Annotated in this window: 23 protein-coding genes; 11 read left to right on the forward strand and 12 right to left on the reverse strand. The window is 53.2% G+C overall.

The window, feature by feature from the left end; genetic code table 11:
- The first annotated feature begins 41 nt into the window (after window positions 1–41).
- Genes surA through apaH form a run of 5 tightly spaced genes read left to right on the forward strand, consistent with a single transcriptional unit; the run spans window position 42 to window position 4,373 of the window.
- Window positions 42–1,328: a peptidylprolyl isomerase SurA gene (surA, locus tag OGW44_RS09240; protein ID WP_103928899.1), complete on the forward strand. Its 1,287-nt coding sequence runs from the start codon at window positions 42–44 to the stop codon at window positions 1,326–1,328.
- Window positions 1,328–2,320, forward strand: coding sequence for a 4-hydroxythreonine-4-phosphate dehydrogenase PdxA (pdxA, locus tag OGW44_RS09245; protein WP_016151664.1), 993 nt, complete (start codon window positions 1,328–1,330; stop codon window positions 2,318–2,320). Before surA ends, pdxA begins: the two co-directional genes overlap by 1 nt.
- Window positions 2,313–3,134 (forward strand): 16S rRNA (adenine(1518)-N(6)/adenine(1519)-N(6))-dimethyltransferase RsmA, encoded by an 822-nt coding sequence (rsmA, locus tag OGW44_RS09250; protein ID WP_003018865.1) that lies wholly within the window; start codon window positions 2,313–2,315, stop codon window positions 3,132–3,134. Before pdxA ends, rsmA begins: the two co-directional genes overlap by 8 nt.
- Before the next feature lie 2 nt (window positions 3,135–3,136).
- Window positions 3,137–3,514 (forward strand): Co2+/Mg2+ efflux facilitator ApaG/CorD, encoded by a 378-nt coding sequence (gene apaG, locus OGW44_RS09255; protein WP_003018867.1) that lies wholly within the window; start codon window positions 3,137–3,139, stop codon window positions 3,512–3,514.
- Between the two features lie 10 nt (window positions 3,515–3,524).
- The gene (gene apaH, locus OGW44_RS09260) at window positions 3,525–4,373 is read left to right on the forward strand and encodes a bis(5'-nucleosyl)-tetraphosphatase (symmetrical) ApaH (RefSeq protein WP_103283470.1); all 849 of its coding nucleotides are present in this window, start codon (window positions 3,525–3,527) and stop codon (window positions 4,371–4,373) included.
- 94 nt (window positions 4,374–4,467) lie between these two features.
- Here apaH and folA read toward each other — a convergent pair whose 3' ends face one another.
- From folA to OGW44_RS09305, 9 genes are all read right to left on the reverse strand, one after another.
- A complete protein-coding gene (gene folA / locus OGW44_RS09265; protein WP_016151662.1) occupies window positions 4,468–4,947 on the reverse strand; it encodes a type 3 dihydrofolate reductase in 480 nt (159 codons plus the stop codon).
- A gap of 198 nt (window positions 4,948–5,145) precedes the next feature.
- The gene (kefC, locus tag OGW44_RS09270; protein ID WP_019078354.1) at window positions 5,146–7,008 is read right to left on the reverse strand and encodes a glutathione-regulated potassium-efflux system protein KefC; all 1,863 of its coding nucleotides are present in this window, start codon (window positions 7,006–7,008) and stop codon (window positions 5,146–5,148) included.
- Window positions 7,001–7,531, reverse strand: coding sequence for a glutathione-regulated potassium-efflux system oxidoreductase KefF (gene kefF, locus OGW44_RS09275; RefSeq protein ID WP_016151660.1), 531 nt, complete (start codon window positions 7,529–7,531; stop codon window positions 7,001–7,003). The genes kefC and kefF overlap by 8 nt, the downstream gene beginning before the upstream one ends.
- A gap of 103 nt (window positions 7,532–7,634) precedes the next feature.
- Window positions 7,635–7,868: a YgdI/YgdR family lipoprotein gene (locus tag OGW44_RS09280; protein WP_003018880.1), complete on the reverse strand. Its 234-nt coding sequence runs from the start codon at window positions 7,866–7,868 to the stop codon at window positions 7,635–7,637.
- Window positions 7,869–7,958: 90 nt separating this feature from the next.
- The gene (locus OGW44_RS09285; RefSeq protein WP_016151659.1) at window positions 7,959–9,302 is read right to left on the reverse strand and encodes an MFS transporter; all 1,344 of its coding nucleotides are present in this window, start codon (window positions 9,300–9,302) and stop codon (window positions 7,959–7,961) included.
- 109 nt (window positions 9,303–9,411) lie between these two features.
- Window positions 9,412–9,699: a ferredoxin-like protein FixX gene (gene fixX, locus OGW44_RS09290; protein WP_000203736.1), complete on the reverse strand. Its 288-nt coding sequence runs from the start codon at window positions 9,697–9,699 to the stop codon at window positions 9,412–9,414.
- Complete coding sequence (locus tag OGW44_RS09295; RefSeq protein ID WP_016151658.1) at window positions 9,696–10,982, reverse strand: FAD-dependent oxidoreductase; 1,287 nt, start codon at window positions 10,980–10,982, stop codon at window positions 9,696–9,698. The genes fixX and OGW44_RS09295 overlap by 4 nt, the downstream gene beginning before the upstream one ends.
- A gap of 49 nt (window positions 10,983–11,031) precedes the next feature.
- Window positions 11,032–11,973 (reverse strand): electron transfer flavoprotein subunit alpha/FixB family protein, encoded by a 942-nt coding sequence (locus OGW44_RS09300; protein ID WP_016155671.1) that lies wholly within the window; start codon window positions 11,971–11,973, stop codon window positions 11,032–11,034.
- 15 nt (window positions 11,974–11,988) lie between these two features.
- The gene (locus tag OGW44_RS09305) at window positions 11,989–12,759 is read right to left on the reverse strand and encodes an electron transfer flavoprotein FixA (RefSeq protein ID WP_101700367.1); all 771 of its coding nucleotides are present in this window, start codon (window positions 12,757–12,759) and stop codon (window positions 11,989–11,991) included.
- 481 nt (window positions 12,760–13,240) lie between these two features.
- Here OGW44_RS09305 and caiT point away from each other — a divergent pair, with 481 nt between their 5' ends.
- From caiT to caiE, 6 genes are all read left to right on the forward strand, one after another.
- Complete coding sequence (gene caiT, locus OGW44_RS09310; protein ID WP_016155669.1) at window positions 13,241–14,758, forward strand: L-carnitine/gamma-butyrobetaine antiporter; 1,518 nt, start codon at window positions 13,241–13,243, stop codon at window positions 14,756–14,758.
- A gap of 34 nt (window positions 14,759–14,792) precedes the next feature.
- Complete coding sequence (gene caiA, locus OGW44_RS09315) at window positions 14,793–15,935, forward strand: crotonobetainyl-CoA dehydrogenase (RefSeq protein ID WP_003018898.1); 1,143 nt, start codon at window positions 14,793–14,795, stop codon at window positions 15,933–15,935.
- Window positions 15,936–16,040: 105 nt separating this feature from the next.
- The gene (caiB, locus tag OGW44_RS09320) at window positions 16,041–17,258 is read left to right on the forward strand and encodes an L-carnitine CoA-transferase (protein ID WP_016155668.1); all 1,218 of its coding nucleotides are present in this window, start codon (window positions 16,041–16,043) and stop codon (window positions 17,256–17,258) included.
- Window positions 17,259–17,320: 62 nt separating this feature from the next.
- Window positions 17,321–18,874 (forward strand): crotonobetaine/carnitine-CoA ligase, encoded by a 1,554-nt coding sequence (caiC, locus tag OGW44_RS09325; protein ID WP_019078348.1) that lies wholly within the window; start codon window positions 17,321–17,323, stop codon window positions 18,872–18,874.
- Window positions 18,875–18,928: 54 nt separating this feature from the next.
- Complete coding sequence (gene caiD, locus OGW44_RS09330) at window positions 18,929–19,714, forward strand: crotonobetainyl-CoA hydratase (protein WP_019078347.1); 786 nt, start codon at window positions 18,929–18,931, stop codon at window positions 19,712–19,714.
- A 60-nt stretch (window positions 19,715–19,774) separates the two neighbouring features.
- Window positions 19,775–20,371: a carnitine operon protein CaiE gene (gene caiE / locus OGW44_RS09335; protein ID WP_047417250.1), complete on the forward strand. Its 597-nt coding sequence runs from the start codon at window positions 19,775–19,777 to the stop codon at window positions 20,369–20,371.
- A 42-nt stretch (window positions 20,372–20,413) separates the two neighbouring features.
- Here caiE and caiF read toward each other — a convergent pair whose 3' ends face one another.
- The 3 genes from caiF to carA form a co-directional block, all read right to left on the reverse strand.
- Entirely contained in the window at window positions 20,414–20,809 is a 396-nt protein-coding gene (caiF, locus tag OGW44_RS09340) for a carnitine metabolism transcriptional regulator CaiF (protein WP_016151651.1), read from the reverse strand.
- A gap of 273 nt (window positions 20,810–21,082) precedes the next feature.
- A complete protein-coding gene (carB, locus tag OGW44_RS09345; protein WP_185654744.1) occupies window positions 21,083–24,310 on the reverse strand; it encodes a carbamoyl-phosphate synthase large subunit in 3,228 nt (1,075 codons plus the stop codon).
- A gap of 17 nt (window positions 24,311–24,327) precedes the next feature.
- Window positions 24,328–25,476 carry a glutamine-hydrolyzing carbamoyl-phosphate synthase small subunit gene (gene carA / locus OGW44_RS09350; protein ID WP_003018918.1) on the reverse strand — a complete coding sequence of 383 codons (1,149 nt, stop codon included), beginning with the start codon at window positions 25,474–25,476 and terminating at the stop codon, window positions 24,328–24,330.
- Window positions 25,477–25,791: the final 315 nt, after the last annotated feature.

The following is a 25,791-nucleotide window of genomic DNA, read 5'->3' on the forward strand; positions in this document are numbered from 1 at the left end:
ACAACGTAATCCGCTTTGCGGTTAATTGAAATGGAAAAAGTATGAAGAACTGGAAAACGCTGCTTCTCGGTATCGCCATGATCGCGAATACCAGTTTCGCTGCCCCACAGGTAGTCGATAAAGTCGCAGCCGTCGTCAATAACGGCGTCGTTCTGGAAAGCGACGTCGATGGCTTAATGCAGTCAGTAAAACTTAATGCGGGTCAGGCTGGTCAACAATTACCGGACGACGCCACGCTGCGTCATCAGATCCTGGAACGTTTGATCATGGATCAAATCCTCCTGCAGATGGGTCAGAAGATGGGTGTTAAAATCTCTGACGAGCAACTGGATCAGGCAATTGCCAACATCGCCAAGCAAAACAACATGACGCTGGATCAGATGCGCAGCCGTCTGGCACAGGATGGCTTAAGCTATTCGACCTATCGTAGCCAGATCCGCAAAGAGATGACCATCTCTGAAGTGCGTAACAACGAAGTTCGCCGTCGCGTTACTATCCTGCCTCAGGAAGTGGATGCCCTGGCGCAGCAGGTCGGCAACCAAAACGATGCCAGCACCGAGCTGAACCTGAGCCACATTCTGATCCCATTACCGGAAAACCCAACTTCTGACCAGGTTAACGCGGCTGAAAGTCAGGCGCGCTCTGTTGTTGATGAAGCGCGTAACGGTAGCGATTTCGGCAAACTGGCTATCACCTATTCCGCTGACCAGCAGGCGCTGAAAGGCGGCCAGATGGGTTGGGGACGTATTCAGGAGCTGCCAGGCATCTTTGCCCAGGCGCTGAGCACCGCGAAAAAAGGCGATATCATTGGCCCAATTCGTTCTGGTGTCGGCTTCCACATCCTGAAAGTCAACGATATGCGTGGTCAAAGCCAGAGCATCTCCGTGACTGAAGTTCATGCCCGCCATATTCTGCTCAAGCCATCGCCGATCATGACCGATCAACAGGCGCGTCTGAAGTTGGAACAAATCGCAGCTGATATTAAGAGCGGTAAAACAACCTTCGCGGCAGCGGCTAAAGAGTTTTCTCAGGATCCGGGTTCTGCCAACCAGGGCGGCGATCTGGGCTGGGCTGCAGCGGATATTTTCGATCCCGCTTTCCGCGATGCGCTGACCAAACTTCAGAAAGGCCAGATGAGTACCCCGGTGCACTCCTCTTTCGGGTGGCATCTGATCGAGTTGCTGGACACGCGTAACGTTGATAAAACTGATGCGGCGCAGAAAGACAGAGCTTATCGTATGCTGATGAACCGTAAATTCTCGGAAGAAGCGGCAACCTGGATGCAGGAACAGCGCGCCAGCGCCTACGTTAAAGTTCTGAGCAACTAATGACTCGTATTCAACGCGTTGTGATCACTCCCGGCGAACCCGCCGGGATTGGCCCGGACCTGGTGGTTCAGCTCGCCCAGCGTGAGTGGCCTGTAGAACTCGTTGTCTGTGCGGATGCCGCACTCCTCAGTGACCGGGCAGCAATGCTCGGTTTACCGCTTTCACTCCTCCCATACTCTCCAGATACCCCAGCCAGACCGCAATCAGCAGGTACGTTGACGCTGTTGCCGATTGCTCTGCGGGCGCCTGTTATCGCGGGTCAGTTGGCGGTAGAGAACGGACAATATGTGGTGGATACGCTGGCTCGCGCCTGCGATGGTTGTCTGCAAGGTGAGTTTGCGGCGCTGATTACCGGCCCGGTACACAAGGGTGTAATCAATGACGCAGGCGTCCCGTTTACCGGACATACCGAGTTTTTTGAAGAGCGCTCACAGGCGAAGAAAGTCGTCATGATGCTGGCGACTGAAGCGCTGCGCGTTGCCCTGGCAACCACTCATTTGCCGCTCAGAGCCGTTGCCGACGCCATTACGCCTGCTCTGCTTAAAGAAGTGATCGGTATTTTGCATCATGATTTGCGCACCAAGTTTGGCATTGCCGATCCGCATATTCTGGTGTGCGGTCTTAACCCGCATGCCGGTGAAGGTGGTCATATGGGAACGGAAGAGATAGACACCCTCATTCCGGTCCTTGATGAACTGCGTGCACAGGGGATGAAATTAAACGGCCCTCTGCCCGCAGATACGCTGTTTCAGCCCAAATATCTCGACCACGCGGATGCCGTGCTGGCAATGTACCACGATCAGGGTCTCCCCGTGCTAAAATACCAGGGATTTGGTCGCGGTGTGAATATCACGCTGGGCCTGCCCTTTATTCGCACATCCGTCGATCACGGCACCGCGCTTGAACTTGCGGGTCGTGGGCAAGCAGATGTCGGCAGTTTTATTACGGCGCTTAATCTCGCCATCAAAATGATTGTTAATACCAATGAATAATCGAGTCCATCAGGGCCACTTAGCCCGTAAACGTTTCGGGCAAAACTTCCTCAACGATCAGTTTGTGATCGAAAGTATTGTCTCTGCTATCAACCCGCAGAAAGGTCAGGCTATGGTTGAAATCGGCCCGGGCCTGGCAGCGTTGACCGAACCTGTAGGCGAACGCCTGGACAAGCTCACGGTCATTGAGCTGGACCGCGATCTCGCCGCCCGCCTGCAAACACACCCGTTTTTAGGGCCGAAGCTGACGATTTATCAGCAAGATGCCATGACCATGAACTTCGGCGAACTCGCACAAACGATGGGTCAGCCGCTGCGCGTATTCGGCAACCTGCCGTATAACATCTCCACGCCGCTCATGTTCCATCTTTTTTCCTATACTGATGCCATCGCCGACATGCATTTCATGTTGCAAAAAGAGGTGGTCAACCGTCTGGTTGCAGGGCCAAACAGTAAAGCGTATGGTCGATTAAGCGTCATGGCGCAGTATTACTGCAATGTGATCCCGGTACTTGAAGTGCCGCCATCCGCATTTACGCCTGCGCCTAAAGTCGATTCCGCCGTGGTGCGTCTGGTCCCTCACGCGACAATGCCGTACCCCGTTAAAGATGTTCGTGTGCTGAGCCGTATTACCACTGAAGCGTTTAATCAGCGTCGCAAAACGGTACGTAATAGTCTCGGCAACCTGTTTAGCGTTGAAGTACTGACAGAGCTGGGCGTTGATCCGGCGATGCGAGCGGAAAATATCTCTGTCGCGCAATACTGCCGGATGGCTAACTATCTGTCAGAAAACGCGCCATCGAAGGAGAGTTAAACATGATCAATTCGCCCCGAGTGTGCATTCAGGTACAAAGCGTCTACATTGAGGCGCAATCCTCACCTGATGATGAACGTTACGTTTTTGCTTATACCGTGACTATCCGCAATTTGGGGCGAGCGCCTGTGCAGCTGTTGGGGCGTTATTGGTTGATCACCAATGGTCATGGCCGTGAAACCGAAGTTCAGGGCGAAGGCGTGGTTGGCGTTCAGCCCCACATCGAACCTGGCGAAGAGTACCAGTACACCAGCGGTGCGGTGATTGAAACACCGCTGGGCACCATGCAGGGTCATTACGAAATGATCGATGAGCAAGGGATCGCCTTTACCATCGACATTCCCGTGTTCCGACTCGCCGTTCCTACACTTATTCATTAAAACAATAGCTATGGCAACATACCTCATTGGCGACGTTCACGGTTGTTACGATGAACTGGTAGCCTTGCTGCACCAGGTTGACTTTAATCCAGAACAAGACACCTTATGGCTCACCGGCGATCTGGTCGCGCGTGGGCCAGGGTCGTTAGACGTTTTGCGCTACGTTAAATCGCTGGGCGACAGCGTGCGGTTAGTCCTCGGTAATCACGATTTACACCTGCTGGCCGTGTTTGCTGGCATCAGCCGTAATAAACCGAAAGACCGGCTCACGCCGCTGCTTGAAGCACCGGATGCTGACACGCTGCTTAACTGGCTACGTCGCCAGCCGCTGTTGCAGGTTGATGAAGAGAAGAAACTGGTCATGGCGCATGCAGGGATTACCCCACAGTGGGATCTGCAGACGGCGAAGGACTGTGCTCGCGATGTTGAAGCCGTGCTGTCGAGCGACTCTTATCCATTCTTTCTTGACGCCATGTACGGCGACATGCCAAATAACTGGACCCCGGAACTGACGGGGCTGGCGCGCCTGCGTTTTATTACCAACGCGTTTACCCGCATGCGTTACTGCTTCCCCAATGGTCAGTTGGACATGTACAGCAAAGAGTCGCCAGAAGATGCGCCTGCCCCGCTGAAGCCGTGGTTTGCCATTCCTGGACCGGTCAGTGAAGCCTATAGCATTGCATTCGGGCACTGGGCATCGCTGGAGGGCAAAGGCACGCCAGAAGGTATTTACGCGTTAGATACGGGGTGTTGCTGGGGCGGGAATCTCACCTGTCTGCGCTGGGAAGACAAACAGTACTTTGTACAGCCATCAAATCGCCATCTGAATCTGGATCCCGGCGAGGCCGTCAACGCCTGATAGCCGTCTGCCGGAGGGCGGTGCTTACACCTAATCCGGCAGACGAATGTACAATCTGTAGGCCTGATTAGCGCAACGCCATCAGGCATCCACATTAACGACGTTCCAAAATCTCGAAGCAGTAGCTGTGGGAGTTTTGCGCGTCAGCATCGTGGAATTCACTGAACACTGATTCCCAGTCATCCGGTTCGTAGTCCGGGAAATGCGTATCCCCTTCAACTTCCGCATCAATGTGTGTCAGATACAGTTTCTGCGCTTTCGGCAGGAACTGCTCATACACACGTCCACCGCCAATAACCATAATTTCAGGTTCATCGCCACAGGCCGCGATCGCTTCCTCAACAGACTTCACCCACTGCACGCGATCGTCGGTGCCAGGCTTGCTGCTGATGACGATATTTTTACGCCCTGGCAACGGTCGCCCGATGGATTCCCACGTGTGGCGTCCCATGACAACCGGCTTGTTTAAGGTATTACGTTTAAACCAGGCGAGATCGGCAGGTAGGTTCCATGGCATGGCATTTTCCATACCGATGACGCGATCTACCGCTAACGCCGCAATCAGACTGATCATTGAATGTTTCCCGGATACAAAAAAATTGTCGCCACTATACGGAAAGCGCAATCTTTCGTCGACTGGCGGAAAGAGGATGAGCATGAAAATTTTCCGTTCTGCTGGCGAACCGACCTATTTAAGGTGGTACGCCAGCATTACAGTAGTTCAAAAACAGCCAATTAGCAGTAAAGTTTGCAGAACATCACATTTTTTACCCTATGCTGACGGTTTCACTTCCGGCTCATCGGCGACGTCGCCCGTATGCTTACCTTCATCCGTGCCTTGCCAGCCATGGCGTTGAATTAATGATAAGTGCTGACGATCTTCCGCAATAATTTCACTCAGCATTTCGCTGGTGCGTTTATATACCGCCGCGCGGGACGTTGCGTCATTTTCTCCTTTCACCATCTCCTCAACCATCAGCATGTTGAAGCGGCGGAATACATCGGCCCGCTCACGCGCTTCATAGCGTCCAAGCCCAAGACCTTCCAGTGCCAGACGTCCGGTCTTCAGCGCGCCCTCAAAGGTTTCACGTTCCGGCATCTCCACGCCAGCCTGGCGCAGGCGGATGTAATGATCCACGTCGCGCGCACGGGCAATAATTTGCAGATGCGGGAAATACTGTTTCACCATTTCGGTCAGTTGCAGGCTGGTTTGCGGATCGTCAATGGCGTTAATAATAACTTCAGCTTTAGCCGCCCCGGCAGACTCCAGCAGATCCATCCGCGTCGCATCGCCATAGAAAACCTTCATGCCGAATTTACGCAGCGTTTCGATATGGTCCGGGTCATGATCAAGAACCACCATTTTGACCCCGCTCGACAACAACAGACGACCGGTTATCTGACCAAATCGCCCAAACCCGGCGATGATCACCCGAGGTTGTTCCTCGTCGATTTCATCTGCTTCCCGCTCTTCACCGGTCGCCGATTTTTCCAGACGCGTCAGAATTACCAGTAAAATCGGCGTCGCCGCCATCGACAGCGCCACCGCCAGCGTCAGAGATTTCGCCCAATCAGGATCAAGCACGTTTGCCATTTGCGCCGCGCCAAACACCACGAAGGCAAACTCACTGCCCTGCCCTAATAACACGGCAAACCATCTGCGCTGCTTGTTCGGCACCTGTAAGGGTTTCGCTATCAGCCACAGCATGACAGTTTTGATAACCAGGAAACCGACCAACAGAATGATAATGCGCAAGGGATTATCAATCAGCGTACCAAAGTCGATAGACATCCCGACGCCGATGAAAAACAGTCCCAGCAGCAGCCCTTTAAATGGCTCGATATCGCTTTCCAGCGCGTGACGATACTCAGAGCTTGCCAGCAGCACGCCAGCCAGGAACGCCCCCATCGCCATCGACAGTCCAACCTCTTCCAACAGCAGACCGAAGCCAAAAACGAGGAACAGCGCAACGGCACTGAATACTTCCCGCAGGCCAGAACGAGCGACAAAACGCAAGGCCGGACGCGTCACGTAACGCCCCAGCAACACCACCAGCACCAGGGCGCTCGCCACCTTAAGGGCGGAGAGCGCAAACGCCCCAAGCGTTGTCGATGCTCCGCTCGCCGCAAGTAATGGGATCATCGCCACCAGAGGAATAGCGGCGATATCCTGGAACAACAGCACGGCAAACGCGCTGCGTCCCATTTGCGAAACCATCAGGTTCCGCTCATTCATCGCCTGCATAGCAATAGCCGTGGAGGAAAGCGCCAGCGTCATGCCGATCAGTTCCGCTACCTGCCAGCGCAGGCCGAGGAACATACAGAACAAACCAATCAGACCGCCGCAAACCACCATCTGCAGCGCACCACCACCGAACACCGAGGCCCGCAGTTTCCACAAACGTTGCGGATCCAGCTCCAGACCGATGACAAACAGCATCAGCACCACGCCGATCTCGGCAAAATGCAGGATTGATTCAGCGTCGGTCACCATCCTCAGGCCCCATGGTCCAATAATGCACCCTGCGATGAGATACCCCAGCACTGACCCTAGCCCCAGTCGCACGGCAATGGGGACAATCAGCGCCGCCGATCCGAGATAAATCAGCGCCTGTATTAGCGTATGGTTATCCATGATGAACCTCCTGCCACTCCAACAGACGCTGTTTGTAATGACGCGCCTGCGCCTGCAGAGTTTCATCATCACAGATAAACGTACAGTGCATCGCAAACGGCGGCAGCCATTTGAGGCCACAGTAGAGCGCCGTTGCCTGTAAGGGCTGGGAAAGCACATCAAATCCGGGATGGGAGCCAATATCAAAGTGGTTTTCGCCGCCGCCGGTCGTCACTGCCCACAGCAGATGTTTACCGTGGAGCGCAGTCCCGCCGTGGCCATACGCCCAACCGTGCGAAAGGACCTTATCCATCCACAGCTTGAGTAAGGGAGGAGTGCTATACCATTGCATAGGATGCTGCCAGATAATCAAATCAGCGCGCGCCAGCGCATCCTGTTCAGCGGCAATATCGATATTGAAGTCGGGGTAGAGCTGGTAGAGCGAGCGGATCTCCACGCCCTCCAGCATCCTTGCCTGTTCAAGCATCCGCTTATTCGCATGCGAGTGCTGCGGATAGGGATGCGCATAAATGATGAGGATCATGATTAGCCTGTTTCACTGCATTATTGTAATAACAGTGAGTTTAGTCAGTTAATCCGCAGGCTAACAGTCAATATTATTGAGTGGTTGAATGGAGAAAACTGAACTAGTTATCCAGTTCGCTCATATCTTTAACCTGATCGCGGTTAATTTGTTCCGTCTTACCCGTTTGCGCATTTTTGTACGACACCAGGCCTGTATCATCATCGACTTGCGGTTTGCCGTCGGTCACGATTGTTTTGCCATCGGTAGTTTTAACCGCCTGGTTCGAGGAGCAACCGGCAACGGTGAACAGTGCTGCTGCGGTAAAAATAGAGGTGATCAGAATATGTTTTTGCATGGTGTTCTCCCTGCTTTTCAGTCGTTTTCAGTGATATACCCGTTAACTGTAGGCTAACTGACTGAGTTGCAGGGAAAATACAGAACACTCCTAATAACCCGTCCTGGTCACGGGTTTACTGCGGATCGTCATTTGGCTGGTTTGCGCCAGCGTCAGACCTCGCGTTTCCGGGGCGAAAGCGATGGACACGAGCAGGCCGATCAGCGAAATGCCCGCCCCCATCAGCATGACATTACTGATCCCGTATTTGGTGATGAACACCGGCAGCGCCCAGGTTGAAACAATGGTGCCGATACGGCTTAAGGACATAATCACCCCGACGGCAGACGCACGAATATCGGTGGGAAACAGTTCGTTAGGGTATAGCCATTGCAGGTTTCCTGGTCCCCCAGAGAAAAATGCGTATACGGCAAACGCCAGCACCACCAGCCACGCGCCCATATCAGGGATTAACCCCAGCACGGCCAGCGCCAGCGTCATCATAATGAAGCTGCCAATTAACAGCGGTCGTCGGCCCGCGCTATTAAGCCAGAACATGGGAGGAATGCATCCCAACATAAAGCACAAGCTGATTACCACATTTCCCAACGCGGCGCTTTTCCCGGCACCAAGCCCCAGCAGCCCCACAATCTGCGGACCAAAGGTATAAATGGCAAACATCGGGATCACCTGACAAGTCCAGATAGCGGCGACAAACAGCACAAACGGGAAATGACGGCGATTAAATAGCTGAAGAAAGCGCGTCTCCTGCGGCGCTTCTTCGTCGAACACCACCGGTTCACCGAACAGTTTGATCATCATCTCCTCACACTCTTTCACCCGACCTTTACGCAGCAGCCAGCGCGGCGATTCAGGAAGATCGAAACGCCCAATCAGGATCAAAATGCAGGGGATCACCGCGCTGCCCAACATCCAGCGCCATCCGCCCTCAACATCATACAACCAGTAGCCGACCAGATCGGCACAGGTGGCGCCGACATACCACATAGCGGCGATAAAACCGATGGAGAAAGCGCGCTGGCGGGTATTGGAAAACTCGGTGATCATCGAGGTGGCGATCGGGTAGTCGGCACCAATCACAATGCCGATCAGCACGCGCATTACCAACAGCTCAACGGGCGAGGAGACAAACATGGTTGCCGCCGATATCACGCCAATGGCGATAATATCGATAATGAACATTTTGCGCCGCCCGACCTTGTCGGAGATGTAGCCAAACAGCGACGTCCCCACAAACAGCCCCGCAAGCGTACCGGCGCCCAGCAGACCAATCCACTGCGCATCCAGTTTCAATGCTGGCGTGAGCTGTTCCAATGCCACGCCAATCATCACCAGCACATAACCATCCAGAAACGGCCCACCGCTTCCCCACAGCATTATCCTGCGGTGAATAGAGGTGAATTTGATGTCATCAAAGTTCCTGGGCTGCTGCATGGTTATGTCCTGTTTTATTTTAACTTAATGCCTGATGACGTTACGCTTATCAGGCCTACGCATTGTTCCTGTAGGCCGGATAAGGCGAAGCCGCCATCCGGCACCAGGTTTAGCCGTAGCGGAACTCCACGCCAAACGTCCCACGCGGGTATTCCCATTTTTCCAGCGCTGTATCCAGTCCGAGAATGCGGCACGTTCCGCATTCCAGGCATCCGGCATAATCAAAACGTACGCTGCCGTCATCCTGCTTTTTATACAGGCCAGCCGGACAGGCCTTAATCAGCACCTCCAGCGCCTGTTTATCAGGATCGGTTTTGAGAATGATATGCGGACTGTCTTCATCCACATTGAACTTATTGACGCCCAGTTTGACGTCCACGTTGACGGGAGATGTCATAATACGGTCACTCCTTTCAGGCCATCTTTCATCAGGTTGATGAAGCCCACTTTCTTCGCATGGCGCAGGATTTTTTTACGCATTGGCACCGGTGCCGAACCATCCACGGTGAACAGGTCGCGCGCAATACTGACCGCCATTTCCGGATAAGCGGTAAACATGCGTGGGTTATCAAGAAAAGCGGGTAGCTTTTGATACATGCGCATATCGCGCATCGGGCCTTCGTCCAGATGCTGACGGTATTCCTCCAGCGACTGCTTGCTAAAATCGTCGCGCTTCATTGCGGAAAGCACCGTTTTCGCCGCCGCTTCACCTGCGGATATGGCGAGATCCATACCGCGAATGGTAAAGCCGAGGTTCATACACATTCCGGCAGCGTCACCAGCAATCAGTACGCCGTCCCCCACCAGTTCTGGCTGCATGTTGATACCGGCTTCCGGTACGACGTGCGCGGCATATTCCACCAGCTTGCCACCGGCGATCAGCGGGGCAACCGCCGGATGCTGTTTGAAATCTTCCAGCATTTGCGGAACCGATTTTTTCGCATCTTTCAGATGATGAAGGCCGCAGACCAGTCCCAGAGAAAGGGTCGTTTCATTCGTATAGAGAAAGCCACCGCCCATCAACCCATCGGTGGGCGATCCGGCAAACAGACAGGCAGCCCCTTCGTTCCCTTGTAACTGGAAACGATCTTCAATTACCGATTTCGGCAACTCGATCAGCTCTTTTACGCCGACGGCAACATGCGATGCCTCGACGCGCTTTGCCATACCCAACTTTTCAGCCAACAGAGAATTCACTCCGTCGGCAAGGATCACCACTTTGGCTTCCAGAATATCGCCATCGGCTTCCACGCCCACGACTTTGCCCTCGCGCTGCACAACGTTATCCACGCGGATACCGGTGATGAGCTGAGCGCCCGCCTCTTCGGCCTGTTCCATCAGCCAGGCGTCAAATTTACTGCGTAAGACAGAGTAAGAAACCTGCGACGATTTGGCGTCTTCGCCGTTGCAATAGTCGATGGTCATCGCCCCTTTGTCGGTCATAAAGGCGAGTTTTTCGTGGGTGATGATGCGTTCAATGGGGGCCTGCTCAGCAAAACCGGGAATGATATTCTCCAGGCTATGCGCATACATGCGCCCACCGGTGACATTCTTCGCGCCAGCAGAATTGCCGCGCTCGATAACCAGCACCTGTGCGCCCTCCCGAGCCAGCACCAGCGCCGCAACCGAACCCGCCAGACCTGCACCCACGATGATGGCATCAAAGATATCTTCGGACATACGTACTCCTGTCAGCGGCAGGACACCTTCGCATCCTGCCCGAAATGGTTTAACGCGCTAAAGCAGCCGTCAGCGCAGGCAGGATCTTCAGTGCATCGCCAACGATGCCAAAATCCGCATACTGGAAAATCGGCGCATTTTTATCTTTGTTGATGGCGAAAATCGTCTGCGCGCCGTTGGCGCCGACCATATGTTGGATCTGCCCGGAGATCCCCACGGCCAGATACAGTTCCGGCTTGAGCATCAGGTTGGAGATGCCGACGTAGCGTTCGTGCTCCATCCACTTCTCGTTTTCCGCCACCGGACGGGAGCACGCCAGCTCGGCGCCAATCGTCTGGCACAGCGCCTCCGCCAGCGAGATATTTTCTTTGCTGCCGATCCCGCGTCCCACGCTAACCACCAGACGAGCTTTGTCGAGGTCGACGCTGTTGCTCTGACGTGCCTGAGTTGCCGTACGAGTAACGGCTACAGCCGGAGCCTGCCATGACACACTGTGCACCTCGCCGCTGCGGGCGGTATCCGGTTGCTGCGCGTCAAACGTTCCACTGCTGAGCGTTATCACGGCAAACGGTGAAGCGATTGTTTCTGCCCCCATCGCCAGGCCGCCGTAGACCATATGTTTTACCGCCGCTTTTCCATCCTGTACGGCGACTGCACTGGCGTCGTTGGAGACCGCTGCCGACAAGCGAAAACCCAGTTTTGCCGCTAACAGCTTGCCGCGACGCGTATTCGGCAGCAGCACCGCCCCGCCCTCGCTGTGCTGACGAATAGTTTCGGCCATCACATCAGCGTAGTCTTCGACCATACGGTCTTCTGGTTTACCGCTGAGTAACCAGACATCATCTGCGCCTAAATGGCATGCCGTCGCGCAGTCCGCTTCACTCAGCACAAACGTGTTAACTTTTTCACCTAAAGCCTGCGCACCATTCATCAGTTCCGGCAGACGAGAAGGGGTATCGCTGAATACCCAGATACTGGAAAATTTGTTCATAACATCCCCTGATAATTAAATGATTTTGCGAAGATTCTCGACAAATGCGGCAATCTGTTCTTCACCGTCACCTTCAATTACAACGCGCTGACGCTCGCGCTGCTTCGGTGCAGCAACGTGTTGTTCGGAATATGCCTGCGCGCTGTTCAGGCCAATGTCTGCCGGCGACCAGACCTGAACCGGTTTTTTCGCCGCGCCAAGAATGGCTTTCATCGAAGGGATTTGTGGGGTATTGATGTCCGTTGAGACCGCGATCACCGCCGGAAGCGGAATGCTCAGAGTTTCGACTTCATCTTCCAGTTCACGCTCTACCGTCAAAGTGCTGTCAGTAAGAGAGAGGATTTTACTCACGCCGTTAATCGCCGGAATGTTCAGCGCTTCGCCCACCAGCAGACCAACCTGCTGAGCATAAAGATCGGAAGAACCGTCACCGCAAATAAGCAGATCGAAACCTGCTTTTTGCGCGGCGGCAGCCAGCGCGCTGGCAGTTTGTTGTGGCAGCGCCTGCTCAAATTGCTCGTCAATAACAACAATCAGTTCATCTGGGCCACGGGAAAGCACATCTTTTCGCCCTTTTGCATTGGTCAGCGCTTTGCCGCCGACGCTCATGGCCACAACCAGGGCCTCTCCTGACTGTTGTTTCAACTGACAAGCCGCTTCGATCGCATTCAGATCATACTGGCTTATTTTGCCATCCGCTTTGCTGAAATCGAGTGAACCATCAGCATTATTAATCGCAATATCCTGTTCATCAGGTACGCATTTGTAGCAAGTAATTATCTTCATTGCATCTCCAGAAATCATGAAGGAAACGTATTTATATCGGCAGTGTTAAATACAGATATCACGCTCTTTAATTCGGAAATAAAACCTTAATCACCAATATTGAAAATGTCACACATTGAAATTCGTAACTTTCAATAGTGTTATGCACCTCACCAATATTGAAAGAATCACGTCAAATATGAAAATTTTCAATATTGTCTGCGGGTTCAACAATATTGAACGCCAGTCACTTAAAAAAGTTAAAAAACCACAGCCAACAAATTGATTATAAACAAAAAATATCAAATTTTTGAGCGAATTACTCAGCATAAAAAAGTGTGACGAAGATAACAGAACCACCCGATATGAATACTCATTATGGGTTACTCACTGAGGCGCTCCCAGAGGTTAAAAAGTTATCAACAAATCATTAATAATAAATAAACAAACGATCATGCACGGGCACGCTAAATAAGTTTCGTTTTCACACTGGAATTCACTTATGAAAAATGAAAAGAGAAAATCGGGAATTGAACCGAAGGTTTTTTTTCCGCCATTAATAATAGTTGGGATACTTTGTTGGCTAACTGTAAGAGATCTCGATGCCGCTAACGTCGTTATTAATGCGGTATTCAGTTATGTTACCAATGTCTGGGGCTGGGCATTTGAATGGTATATGGTCGTCATGCTCTTCGGCTGGTTCTGGTTGGTCTTTGGCCCGTATGCCAAAAAGAAATTAGGCGACGAAAAACCAGAGTTTAGTACCGCCAGCTGGATTTTTATGATGTTCGCTTCCTGTACATCCGCCGCGGTGCTGTTCTGGGGTTCCATCGAGATCTACTACTACATCTCCACCCCGCCGTTTGCTCTCGCGCCTAACTCTACGGGCGCGAAAGAGCTGGGCCTGGCGTACAGCCTGTTCCACTGGGGACCGTTGCCGTGGGCAACCTACAGTTTCCTTTCTGTGGCTTTCGCCTACTTCTTCTTTGTGCGCAAGATGGACGTCATCCGTCCCAGCTCCACGCTGGTACCGTTAGTGGGCGAGAAGCATGCGAAAGGGCTGTTCGGCACCATCGTCGATAACTTCTATCTGGTGGCGCTGATCTTCGCGATGGGTACCAGCCTCGGTCTGGCCACTCCGCTGGTAACCGAGTGCATGCAGTATCTGTTCGGTATTCCGCATACGCTGCAACTCGACGCAATCATCATTACTTGCTGGATCATATTGAACGCCATTTGCGTGGCCTGCGGCCTGCAAAAAGGGGTCAAGATCGCCAGCGACGTGCGTAGCTATCTGAGCTTCCTGATGCTGGGCTGGGTGTTTATCGTCAGCGGCGCCAGCTTCATCATGAACTACTTCACCGACTCCGTCGGCATGCTGTTGATGTATCTGCCGCGCATGCTGTTCTATACCGATGCCATCGGTAAAGGCGGCTTCCCACAGGGCTGGACCGTCTTCTACTGGGCGTGGTGGGTCATTTACGCCATCCAGATGAGTATCTTCCTGGCCCGTATTTCTCGTGGTCGTACCGTCCGTGAACTGTGCTTCGGGATGGTGCTGGGCCTGACCGCATCGACCTGGATCCTGTGGACAGTCCTTGGCAGCAACACGCTGCTGCTGATGGATAAAAACGTTCTCAATATCCCGCAGCTGATTGAACAACACGGTGTGGCGCGCGCCATTATCGAAACCTGGGCTGCTCTACCGCTCAGCACCGCCACCATGTGGGGATTCTTCATCCTCTGCTTTATTGCCACCGTGACGCTGATTAACGCCTGCTCTTACACCCTGGCGATGTCCACCTGTCGTGAAGTCCGCGATGGTGAAGAACCGCCGCTGTTAGTGCGTATCGGCTGGTCCGTTCTGGTCGGCATCATCGGTATCGTTCTGCTGGCGCTGGGTGGGCTGAAGCCGATTCAGACCGCGATTATCGCCGGAGGATGTCCGCTGTTCTTCGTCAACATCATGGTGACGCTGTCCTTTATTAAAGACGCCAAAGTGCACTGGAAAGACAAGTAATTCTTATTAACCCAATTGATCAAGAGGCTGAAAGATGGATTTCAACTTAAATGACGAGCAGGAGCTGTTTGTCGCCGGTATTCGTGAACTGATGGCCAGTGAGAACTGGGAAGCTTATTTTGCCGAGTGCGATCGTGACAGCGTCTACCCTGAGCGTTTTGTAAAAGCGCTGGCGGATATGGGCATTGATAGTCTGTTGATCCCGGAAGAACACGGCGGTCTGGAAGCGGGTTTTGTTACCGTCGCTGCCGTCTGGATGGAGCTGGGTCGTCTTGGTGCGCCAACTTACGTGTTGTACCAATTGCCGGGAGGTTTTAACACTTTCCTGCGTGAAGGTACCCAAGAGCAGATTGATAAAATCATGGCGTTCCAGGGAACCGGTAAGCAGATGTGGAACTCTGCCATCACCGAACCGGGAGCGGGATCGGATGTTGGCAGCCTGAAAACCACTTATACACGTAAAAATGGTAAGGTTTATCTTAATGGCAGTAAGTGCTTTATCACCAGTAGCGCCTATACCCCGTACATCGTGGTTATGGCGAGAGATGGTGCATCGCCGGATAAACCTGTTTACACCGAGTGGTTCGTTGACATGAGCAAAGCGGGTATCAAGGTCAACAAGCTGGAGAAACTCGGTCTGCGCATGGATAGCTGCTGTGAAATCACCTTTGACGACGTTGAACTGGACGAGAAAGACATGTTCGGTCGGGAAGGTAATGGTTTCAACCGCGTGAAAGAAGAGTTCGATCATGAACGCTTCCTTGTCGCACTGACCAACTACGGTACGGCAATGTGCGCTTTTGAAGACGCCGCGCGCTACGCCAATCAGCGCGTGCAGTTTGGCGAAACGATCGGCCGTTTCCAACTGATTCAGGAGAAGTTCGCGCATATGGCGATCAAACTGAATTCCATGAAAAACATGCTGCTTGAAGCAGCATGGAAAGCGGATAACGGCACCATTACTTCGGGCGATGCGGCAATGTGCAAATACTTCTGCGCCAACGCCGCGTTTGAAGTGGTCGATACCGCCATGCAGGTGCTGGGCGGTGTAGGTATCGCGGGTAACCATCGCATCACGCGTTTCTGGCGCGATCTGCGCGTTGACCGTGTTTCTGGTGGCTCTGATGAAATGCAGATCCTGACGTTGGGTCGTGCGGTACTCAAGCAATACCGCTAATTCAGCACGATTCGTAGGCCGGATAAGGCGTTTACGCCGCCATCCGGAAACATGCCCGGTGGCGCTGCGCTTACCGGGCCTACAAAAAATGCCAGGAGCAAAATTATGAATCATTTACCAATGCCCACCTTTGGCCCACTTGCCGGGGTACGCGTGGTTTTTTCAGGAATCGAAATTGCCGGCCCGTTCGCCGGACAGATGTTCGCCGAATGGGGTGCTGAGGTTATCTGGATTGAAAACGTCGCATGGGCCGATACCATCCGCGTGCAACCTAACTATCCACAGCTCTCACGCCGCAACCTGCACGCCCTGTCGCTGAATATTTTCAAAGATGAAGGCCGGGAAGCGTTTCTGAAGCTCATGGAAACCACCGATATTTTCATTGAAGCCAGTAAAGGCCCGGCCTTTGCTCGCCGCGGCATTACCGATGACGTGCTGTGGGAACATAACCCAAAACTGGTTATCGCCCACCTTTCCGGCTTCGGCCAGTTTGGTACCGAGGAGTACACCAATCTTCCGGCATATAACACCATCGCGCAGGCGTTCAGCGGCTATCTGATCCAAAACGGTGATGTTGATCAGCCGATGCCGGCCTTCCCGTACACCGCCGATTATTTCTCCGGGATGACCGCGACGACAGCAGCGCTGGCAGCCCTGCACAAAGTACGCGAAACGGGTAAGGGTGAAAGCATTGATATCGCCATGTACGAAGTGATGCTGCGTATGGGTCAGTACTTCATGATGGACTACTTCAACGGTGGCGAAATTTGTCCACGTATGACCAAAGGCAAAGACCCGTATTACGCTGGCTGCGGTCTCTATAAATGCGCCGATGGCTATATCGTCATGGAGCTGGTCGGCATCACGCAAATCAACGAGTGCTTCAATGATATTGGCCTCGCCCACATTCTTGGCACACCGGAAGTCCCGGAAGGCACCCAGCTTATCCATCGCGTGGAATGCCCTTACGGCCCGCTCGTGGAAGAGAAACTGGATGCCTGGCTGGCAACGCACACTATCGCCGAAGTCCAGGCGCGCTTTGCTGAGCTGAATATCGCCTGCGCGAAGGTACTGACCATTCCTGAACTGGAAGGCAACCCGCAGTACGTTGCCCGTGAATCCATTACTCAGTGGCAAACGATGGACGGCCGCACCTGCAAAGGGCCGAACATCATGCCGAAATTTAAAAACAACCCGGGGAAAATCTGGCGTGGCATGCCGTCACACGGCATGGATACCGCCGCCATTCTGAAAAACATTGGTTATAGCGAAGCAGACATAAATGAGCTGGTCGGCAAAGGCCTGGCCAGAGTTGAGGAATAAACGCGACGCGCTGACCTGCTGGTTGGTTAGCGCTCACGCCTGATTTCAGTGGATAAAGCATTATGGATATCGTTGGCGGACAAAACTTACGTCAGATGTGGGACGACCTGGCCGGGGTGTACGGAGATAAAACGGCGTTAATTTTCGAATCCTGCGAAGGAATCGTTCGGCAGTATAGCTATGCCTCGCTCAATGAAGAGATAAACCGCACGGCGAACCTTTTCCATTCCTTAGGGATCCGCAAGGGCGACAAGGTCGCATTGCATCTGGATAACTGTCCGGAATTTATCTTTTGCTGGTTTGGACTGGCAAAAATTGGTGCCATTATGGTGCCGATTAATGCCCGCTTGCTGGGCGAAGAGAGTGCCTGGATCCTGCAAAACAGCCAGGTGAGCCTGCTGGTCACCAGTGCCGAGTTTTATCCTATGTACCGCCAGATACGGCTGGAAAATACCACTCCGCTAAATCATATCTGTCTGATTGGCGAGCAGCTTCCGGTTGACGACGGCGTGAGCCACTTTACCCAACTGCAAGCCCGCCAGTCGACTAATCTATGCTATACGCCTGCGTTATCCACTGACGATACGGCGGAAATTCTGTTTACTTCAGGCACCACCTCGCGGCCTAAAGGGGTGGTGATTACCCACTACAACCTGCGCTTTGCGGGCTACTACACCTCCTGGCAAATCGCTCTGCGCGATGATGACGTCTATATGACGGTGATGCCCGCTTTCCATATAGACTGTCAGTGTACGGCTGCCATGGCTGCCTTCTCCGCAGGCAGCACCTTTGTGCTGGTGGAGAAGTACAGCGCCAGGGCGTTCTGGGATCAGGTGCGTAGATATCAGGCGACGGTCACCGAATGCATCCCGATGATGATCAGAACGCTGATGGTCCAACCCGCAGCCCCAACGGACAGACAGCATCACCTGCGCGAAGTGATGTTCTATCTCAATTTATCCGAACAGGAAAAAGATGCCTTTATCGAACGCTTTGGCGTCAGACTGCTGACCTCCTACGGTATGACCGAAACCATCGTGGGCATTATTGGCGATCGCCCTGGAGACAAACGGCGCTGGCCTTCTATTGGTCGCGTGGGTTTTAGCTATGAAGCCGAAATCCGTGACGATCACAACCGTCCCCTGCCCGCCGGAGAAATTGGCGAAATTTGCATTAAAGGCGTGCCGGGAAAAACAATCTTCAAAGAGTACTACGCGCAACCCGACGCTACTGCCAAAGCGCTGGAACCTGAAGGGTGGTTACATACCGGTGATTCGGGTTACCAGGATGCGGACGGTTTTTTTTATTTCGTCGACAGACGCTGCAACATGATTAAACGCGGTGGGGAAAATGTCTCCTGCGTCGAGCTGGAAAATATTATTTCTGCGCATCCGAAAATTCAGGACATTGTGGTTGTCGGTATTAAAGACTCGATCCGTGATGAAGCCATTAAAGCTTTTGTCGTCCTTAATGAGGGTGAAACATTAAGCGAAGCTGAGTTCTTCAGCTTCTGCGAAAACAATATGGCGAAATTCAAGGTTCCTTCTTTTATGGAGATAAGAACCGACCTGCCGCGCAATTGTTCAGGAAAAATAATCAAAAAAAATCTGAAATAACCCCTCCGGTCGGAATTCCTCCGGCCGGGAAACCTAATTATCTGGAGATGAACTATGAGTGAATCATTACATCTGACCCGTAACGGCCCGATCCTGGAAATTACCCTTGACCGGCCTAAAGCCAATGCCATTGACGCTAAAACCAGCTTTGCAATGGGGGAAGCTTTTCTTAATTTTCGTGATGACCCGGAATTACGCGTAGCAATTATCACCGGCGGCGGAGAGAAATTCTTTTCTGCGGGCTGGGACTTAAAAGCGGCGGCCGACGGTGAAGCGCCAGATGCCGATTTTGGCCCAGGCGGCTTCGCTGGTTTAACCGAAATTTTCGACCTCGATAAGCCGGTCATCGCCGCGGTAAACGGCTACGCGTTTGGCGGCGGTTTTGAGCTGGCGCTGGCGGCGGATTTTATCGTCTGTGCGGAAAATGCCAGCTTCGCGCTGCCGGAAGCAAAACTCGGGATCGTGCCTGACAGCGGCGGCGTACTGCGTCTACCTAAACTGCTGCCACCAGCTATCGTCAACGAAATGGTGATGACCGGCAGACGAATGAGCGCCGAAGAAGCACTGCGCTGGGGTATCGTCAACCGCGTTGTCAGCCAGAGTGAACTGATGGATAGCGCGCGCGAACTGGCACAGCAGCTGGTAAATAGCGCCCCGCTGGCTATCGCCGCGCTGAAAGAGATTTACCGTGCGACCAGCGAAATGCCGGTGGAAGAAGGCTACCGGTACATCCGCAGCGGTGTGCTGAAGCACTATCCATCAGTGCTGCACTCGGAAGATGCGCTCGAAGGACCACAGGCATTTGCGGAAAAACGCGATCCAGTATGGAAAGGTCGTTAATGTGCCTATGCCGGATAAGGTATTTACGCCGCAATCCGGCAATAAAACCGAGATAAGACAATGAGCTATTACGCCTTTGAGGGCCTGATTCCGGTGGTACATCCGGATGCCTATGTCCATCCCAGCGCTGTGCTGATTGGCGATGTCATTGTGGGGACCGGGGTTTATATTGGTCCACACGCCTCATTGCGCGGTGACTATGGTCGCCTGATTCTGGAAGCCGGTTCTAACCTGCAGGATGGCTGCATCATGCACGGCTATTGCGACACCGACACTATCGTGCATGAGAATGGACACATCGGCCATGGCGCAATCCTGCACGGCTGCGTGGTGGGCAGAAATGCGCTGATTGGCATGAACAGCGTGATTATGGACGGCGCGGTGATTGGCGAAGAGAGCATTGTCGCCGCCATGAGCTTTGTCAAAGCCGGATTTCAGGGAGAGGCAAGGCAGATGCTGGTTGGTTCACCGGTTCGCGTACTGCGTGAAGTCACGGACCAGGAGCTGCACTGGAAACGGCTGAACACCAAAGAGTATCAGGACCTTGCAATCCGCTGCCAAACAGGACTACACGAAACCTTGCCATTAACGCAGGTCGAAAAAAACCGGCCGCGCCTGAAAGGCACGACGGACGTAAAGCCAAAATCAGCACGGTAATTTATGCCGGAGAAGCGCTCACGCCGATCCGGCAAATCACCATTATCGACGCATGCTCTTGGAGAGCATCATCTGCCATTTCTGCTCACGGTTAAGCTCTGTTGGGGGAACCGCTGGCAGTCGCGGCGTTTTCGCCACACTCACCTTTTTTTCCTGCAAATTGTGATTCAATCGTCTGTAGAGATGAGAATCAATACTAATGACTTTCACCAAACGCTGGCACTGGCAGCCGCGGCCTGCAATTTGATTAGGGATCATCTTAACTTCACAAACAATTTCTCCCACTTCCGACAGAATATAAGAGAGCGTATTAATTGCTTTGCAGTGTTCAATATCAAAATGGCGGGAAATTTCCTTTGCTGTGATCCAACGATCTTCAGCCATCATCCAGTCAGCAATTAACAAATAAAGCGGTCTTTCAACATATTTTTCACACATAAGCACACCATTTCACAAATTAAAAATCTGGCTACGGCCTGTCCAAATTAATAAAAACTAAGCCATATTAAAATTGTGGATATAATGGATAGTATGCGACTTGAATGTTGATTAGTGTGAGCAACATCGTGCTTATTACATTGAAAATGTGGTTATGAAAGCACGGTTGGCCAGGAATGACCTTATGAGAGATAAAAAAAGGGTTTCTTTACAGAAACCCTTTCCCAATTATATTGCAGGCCCGGTTAGCGCAATTATCACCGGACCCTTTTTTTATGACTTTTTGATCTGCGCGTGCATTTCCTGAACCGAGGTCACCTTCTCGGTAGCATCGGCATTCAGCGCCATCGCCGTTGCGAAACCGCCGTTCAGGGTGGTGTCATAATGCACTTTGTACTGCAGTGCGCTGCGGCGAATCAGCTTGGAGTCTTCAATAGCCTGACGGCCTTCGGTAGTGTTGATGATGTAAGTGTACTCGCCATTCTTGATACGGTCCTGAATGTGCGGACGGCCTTCATGCACCTTGTTCACCAGACGTGGATTGATACCCGCTTCGCCCAGCACAATCGCGGTGCCGTGCGTCGCATCCAACTCGAAACCAAACTTCAGCAGCTTCGCCGCCAGGTCAACCACGCGCTCTTTATCGCCTTCGCGAACGGAGAGCAGCGCACGACCCTGTTTTTTCATGGTGGAGCTGCTGCCGAGCTGTGCCTTGGCGAACGCTTCCGCGAAGGTACGGCCCACGCCCATCACCTCACCAGTAGAGCGCATTTCTGGCCCTAACAGCGGATCAACGCCCGGGAACTTGTTGAACGGCAGCACCACTTCTTTTACCGAGTAGTACGGCGGGATAACTTCTTTGGTGACGCCCTGCTGTGCCAGCGTTTTCCCGGCCATCACGCGCGCCGCGACTTTCGCCAGCGGTACGCCCGTTGCCTTGGAGACGAACGGAACGGTACGCGCCGCACGCGGGTTCACTTCAATCAGGTAAACTTCGTTATTCTTCACCGCAAACTGGACGTTCATCAGACCGCGAACCTGCAGTTCGAAGGCCAGTTTCTGCACCTGCTGGCGCATCACATCCTGAATTTCCTGGCTCAGGGTATACGCAGGCAGAGAACATGCGGAGTCACCGGAGTGCACGCCCGCCTGTTCGATGTGCTCCATGATACCGCCAATCAGCACCATTTCGCCGTCGCAGATGGCGTCCACGTCCACTTCCACCGCGTCATCAAGGAAACGGTCCAGCAGTACCGGCGCATCGTTAGAAACGCTGACCGCGGTCTGGAAGTAGCGACGCAGGTCGGCTTCGTCGTAGACGATTTCCATCGCGCGGCCGCCGAGAACGTAGGACGGACGCACCACCAGCGGGTAGCCAATCTCTTTCGCCTTCTCAACCGCCATTTCAATGGCGGTCACGGTGGCGTTAGCCGGTTGTTTCAGCTTCAGACGGTCAACCGCCTGCTGGAAGCGTTCACGGTCTTCCGCACGGTCAATAGCATCCGGGCTGGTGCCGATAACCGGCACGCCTGCCGCTTCCAGCGCGCGCGCCAGCTTCAGCGGAGTCTGGCCGCCGTACTGCACGATAACGCCTTTCGGCTTCTCGATGCGCACGATTTCCAGCACGTCTTCCAGCGTTACCGGCTCGAAGTACAGACGGTCGGAGGTATCGTAGTCGGTAGAAACGGTTTCTGGGTTACAGTTGACCATGATGGTCTCGTAACCGTCTTCGCGCAACGCCAGCGAGGCGTGTACGCAGCAGTAGTCGAATTCAATGCCCTGACCGATACGGTTTGGACCACCGCCCAGCACCATAATCTTGTCACGATCCTGAGTTGGATTCGCTTCGCACTCGTCTTCATAAGTGGAGTACATGTAAGCGGTGTCGGTGGCAAATTCTGCCGCGCAGGTATCCACGCGCTTGTAGACCGGGTGCAGGTTATATTGGTCACGCAGCTTGCGGATTTCCGCTTCGCGTACGCCGGCCAGTTTCGCCAGACGCGCATCGGCGAAACCTTTGCGCTTCAGTACGCGCAAGAAGTCAGCGTCGAGGCCGTTGATACCAAGGTCTGTGACTTTTTCTTCCAGGCGCACCATTTCTTCAATCTGCACCAGGAACCAGCGGTCGATGTTGGTCAGGTTGAACACGCCATCGACGGACAGGCCAGCACGGAAAGCATCGGCGATGTACCAGATACGCTCGGCGCCCGCGTCTTTCAGCTCGCGGCGGATTTTGGTCAGCGCTTCCGGGTCATCCAGACTTACTTTCGGGTCGAAGCCGGTCGCGCCCACTTCCAGACCGCGCAGCGCTTTTTGCAGAGACTCCTGCTGGGTGCGGCCAATCGCCATCACTTCACCGACAGATTTCATCTGGGTGGTCAGACGGTCGTTAGCGCCAACAAATTTCTCGAAGTTGAAGCGTGGAATTTTCGTCACAACGTAGTCGATGGACGGCTCAAACGAAGCCGGAGTCCGCCCGCCGGTGATGTCATTCATCAGTTCGTCGAGGGTGTAACCTACCGCCAGCTTGGCTGCGACTTTAGCAATCGGGAAGCCGGTTGCTTTGGATGCCAGCGCCGAGGAGCGGGAAACGCGCGGGTTCATCTCGATAACAATCAGACGACCGTTTTTCGGGTTTACCGCAAACTGGACGTTAGAACCACCGGTTTCAACGCCGATTTCACGCAGCACCGCCATCGAGGCGTTACGCATGATTTGATATTCTTTGTCAGTCAGCGTCTGGGCTGGCGCAACGGTGATGGAGTCACCGGTATGGATGCCCATCGCGTCGAAGTTTTCGATGGAGCAGACGATGATGCAGTTGTCGTTTTTATCACGTACCACTTCCATCTCGTACTCTTTCCAGCCAATCAGCGATTCATCAATCAGCAGTTCGTTGGTTGGGGAAAGATCCAGACCGCGTTCACAAATTTCTTCAAACTCTTCGCGGTTGTAGGCGATACCGCCGCCGGTGCCACCCATGGTGAAGGACGGACGGATAATGCACGGGAAGCCGACGTCAGCGGCAACCGCCAGCGCTTCTTCCATGGTGTGAGCGATGCCTGAACGTGCGGTATCGAGACCGATTTTTTTCATCGCAATGTCGAAGCGACGACGGTCTTCCGCTTTATCAATGGCATCCGCCGTCGCGCCAATCATGGTCACGCCGAACTCAGCCAGTACGCCCTGACGTTCCAGCTCCAGCGCACAGTTCAGCGCCGTCTGACCGCCCATGGTTGGCAGCACCGCATCCGGGCGCTCTTTCTCAATGATTTTGCGTACCACTTCCCAGTGAATCGGCTCGATGTAGGTGGCATCGGCCATTTCCGGGTCGGTCATGATGGTCGCCGGGTTGGAGTTCACCAGAATAACGCGGTAACCCTCTTCACGCAGGGCTTTACACGCCTGCGCGCCGGAATAGTCAAACTCACACGCCTGACCGATAACGATCGGACCCGCGCCCAGAATCAGGATACTTTTTATGTCTGTACGTTTTGGCATGGCTCTTTTACTCCTGATTATTTCGCGGACTGACGGTATTGCTCAATTAACTCGATAAAGTGGTCGAACAGCGGCGCAGCGTCGTGTGGACCTGGGCTTGCTTCAGGGTGCCCCTGGAAGCTGAACGCCGGTTTGTCGGTACGATGAATCCCCTGCAGGGTGCCGTCGAACAGCGACTTGTGGGTCACGCGCAGGTTGGCAGGCATGGAGGCCTCATCGACCGCAAAACCGTGGTTCTGAGCGGTGATCATCACGGTGTTGTTATCAATATCTTTTACCGGATGGTTGCCGCCGTGGTGGCCAAACTTCATCTTAATGGTCTTCGCACCGCTTGCCAGCGCCAGCAGTTGATGGCCGAGGCAGATGCCAAATACCGGAATATCGGTTTCGAGGAATTTCTGAATCGCGGTAATCGCGTAGTCGCACGGCGCCGGGTCGCCAGGGCCGTTGGACAGGAAGATACCGTCCGGATTCATCTTCAAAACATCTTCAGCAGAGGTTTTCGCCGGCACAACCGTCAGGCGGCAGCCGCGATCCGCTAACATACGCAGAATGTTACGTTTAGCGCCGAAATCGTAGGCCACTACGTGGAACGGCAGTTCATCGGCGGATTTAGCTTCCGGCAGGTCACCGGCCAGCGTCCAGCTACCTTGCGTCCAACTATAAGGCTCCGCGGTGGTCACTTCTTTCGCCAGATCCATACCGTTCAGACCTGGGAAGGCTTTCGCTTTTTCCAGCGCCAGCGCCGCATCCGGGTTATCACCCGCGATAATGCAGCCGTTCTGTGCGCCCTTTTCACGCAGCAAACGCGTCAGCTTACGGGTATCGATATCGGCAATTGCCACAATATTATGGCGTTTGAGGTAAGAAGAGAGGTCTTCGGTATCGCGGAAGTTGCTGGCAATCAGCGGCAGGTCGCGGATGACCAGGCCTTGCGCATGTACTTGAGAAGATTCTGCATCGGCTTCATTAGTGCCGACATTACCGATATGAGGATAAGTAAGAGTGACGATTTGGCGGGAATAGGAAGGATCAGTGAGGATTTCTTGATAACCGGTCATTGAAGTATTGAAAACGACTTCCCCAACCGCCGAACCTGTTGCCCCTATGGCCCGACCGTGAAACTGGGTTCCGTCTTCCAGAACCAATAGCGCTGACTTAATCAAAACACCCTCCAGAGAATATTCACTCACTTTATTTGCATATTAATTCATTAACACCACATGAATCAATGCAAATTTGCTTACCTATGGATTTCTGGCAAACGGCGGCATTCTAGAGATAGCCCACGTAAAAGTCTACCCAAAAGGGCATTTTTTATTATTATTTTACGCCACTGGGATAAAACACACGATTTAACAGGCAAAAAGATCAGCTAACTTGGGGTGGAAAACGCTTGCGGAAGATAAAGAGTGTAAAAACAGGAAGCGCGATAGATAAAAGTGGACCATTTGGTCAAAATTTACATTGAAATAACAAAA

It is taken from the genome of Citrobacter sp. Cb023, assembly GCF_030336805.1.
Classification (GTDB): Bacteria; Pseudomonadota; Gammaproteobacteria; order Enterobacterales; family Enterobacteriaceae; genus Citrobacter; species Citrobacter braakii.

Excerpts from the sequence above, each read along its gene's own strand:
- caiE (WP_047417250.1), top strand. The coding sequence starts at position 19,775 with ATGAGCTATTACGCCTTTGAGGGCCTGATTCCGGTGGTACATCCGGAT.
- carB (WP_185654744.1), bottom strand. The coding sequence starts at position 24,310 with ATGCCAAAACGTACAGACATAAAAAGTATCCTGATTCTGGGCGCGGGT.
- kefC (WP_019078354.1), bottom strand. The coding sequence starts at position 7,008 with ATGGATAACCATACGCTAATACAGGCGCTGATTTATCTCGGATCGGCG.
- kefF (WP_016151660.1), bottom strand. The coding sequence starts at position 7,531 with ATGATCCTCATCATTTATGCGCATCCCTATCCGCAGCACTCGCATGCG.
- caiF (WP_016151651.1), bottom strand. The coding sequence starts at position 20,809 with ATGTGTGAAAAATATGTTGAAAGACCGCTTTATTTGTTAATTGCTGAC.
- surA (WP_103928899.1), top strand. The coding sequence starts at position 42 with ATGAAGAACTGGAAAACGCTGCTTCTCGGTATCGCCATGATCGCGAAT.
- caiC (WP_019078348.1), top strand. The coding sequence starts at position 17,321 with ATGGATATCGTTGGCGGACAAAACTTACGTCAGATGTGGGACGACCTG.
- OGW44_RS09300 (WP_016155671.1), bottom strand. The coding sequence starts at position 11,973 with ATGAACAAATTTTCCAGTATCTGGGTATTCAGCGATACCCCTTCTCGT.
- caiD (WP_019078347.1), top strand. The coding sequence starts at position 18,929 with ATGAGTGAATCATTACATCTGACCCGTAACGGCCCGATCCTGGAAATT.
- rsmA (WP_003018865.1), top strand. The coding sequence starts at position 2,313 with ATGAATAATCGAGTCCATCAGGGCCACTTAGCCCGTAAACGTTTCGGG.
- fixX (WP_000203736.1), bottom strand. The coding sequence starts at position 9,699 with ATGACATCTCCCGTCAACGTGGACGTCAAACTGGGCGTCAATAAGTTC.
- caiA (WP_003018898.1), top strand. The coding sequence starts at position 14,793 with ATGGATTTCAACTTAAATGACGAGCAGGAGCTGTTTGTCGCCGGTATT.
- OGW44_RS09305 (WP_101700367.1), bottom strand. The coding sequence starts at position 12,759 with ATGAAGATAATTACTTGCTACAAATGCGTACCTGATGAACAGGATATT.
- apaG (WP_003018867.1), top strand. The coding sequence starts at position 3,137 with ATGATCAATTCGCCCCGAGTGTGCATTCAGGTACAAAGCGTCTACATT.
- caiT (WP_016155669.1), top strand. The coding sequence starts at position 13,241 with ATGAAAAATGAAAAGAGAAAATCGGGAATTGAACCGAAGGTTTTTTTT.
- folA (WP_016151662.1), bottom strand. The coding sequence starts at position 4,947 with ATGATCAGTCTGATTGCGGCGTTAGCGGTAGATCGCGTCATCGGTATG.
- apaH (WP_103283470.1), top strand. The coding sequence starts at position 3,525 with ATGGCAACATACCTCATTGGCGACGTTCACGGTTGTTACGATGAACTG.
- OGW44_RS09295 (WP_016151658.1), bottom strand. The coding sequence starts at position 10,982 with ATGTCCGAAGATATCTTTGATGCCATCATCGTGGGTGCAGGTCTGGCG.
- caiB (WP_016155668.1), top strand. The coding sequence starts at position 16,041 with ATGAATCATTTACCAATGCCCACCTTTGGCCCACTTGCCGGGGTACGC.
- pdxA (WP_016151664.1), top strand. The coding sequence starts at position 1,328 with ATGACTCGTATTCAACGCGTTGTGATCACTCCCGGCGAACCCGCCGGG.
- OGW44_RS09280 (WP_003018880.1), bottom strand. The coding sequence starts at position 7,868 with ATGCAAAAACATATTCTGATCACCTCTATTTTTACCGCAGCAGCACTG.
- OGW44_RS09285 (WP_016151659.1), bottom strand. The coding sequence starts at position 9,302 with ATGCAGCAGCCCAGGAACTTTGATGACATCAAATTCACCTCTATTCAC.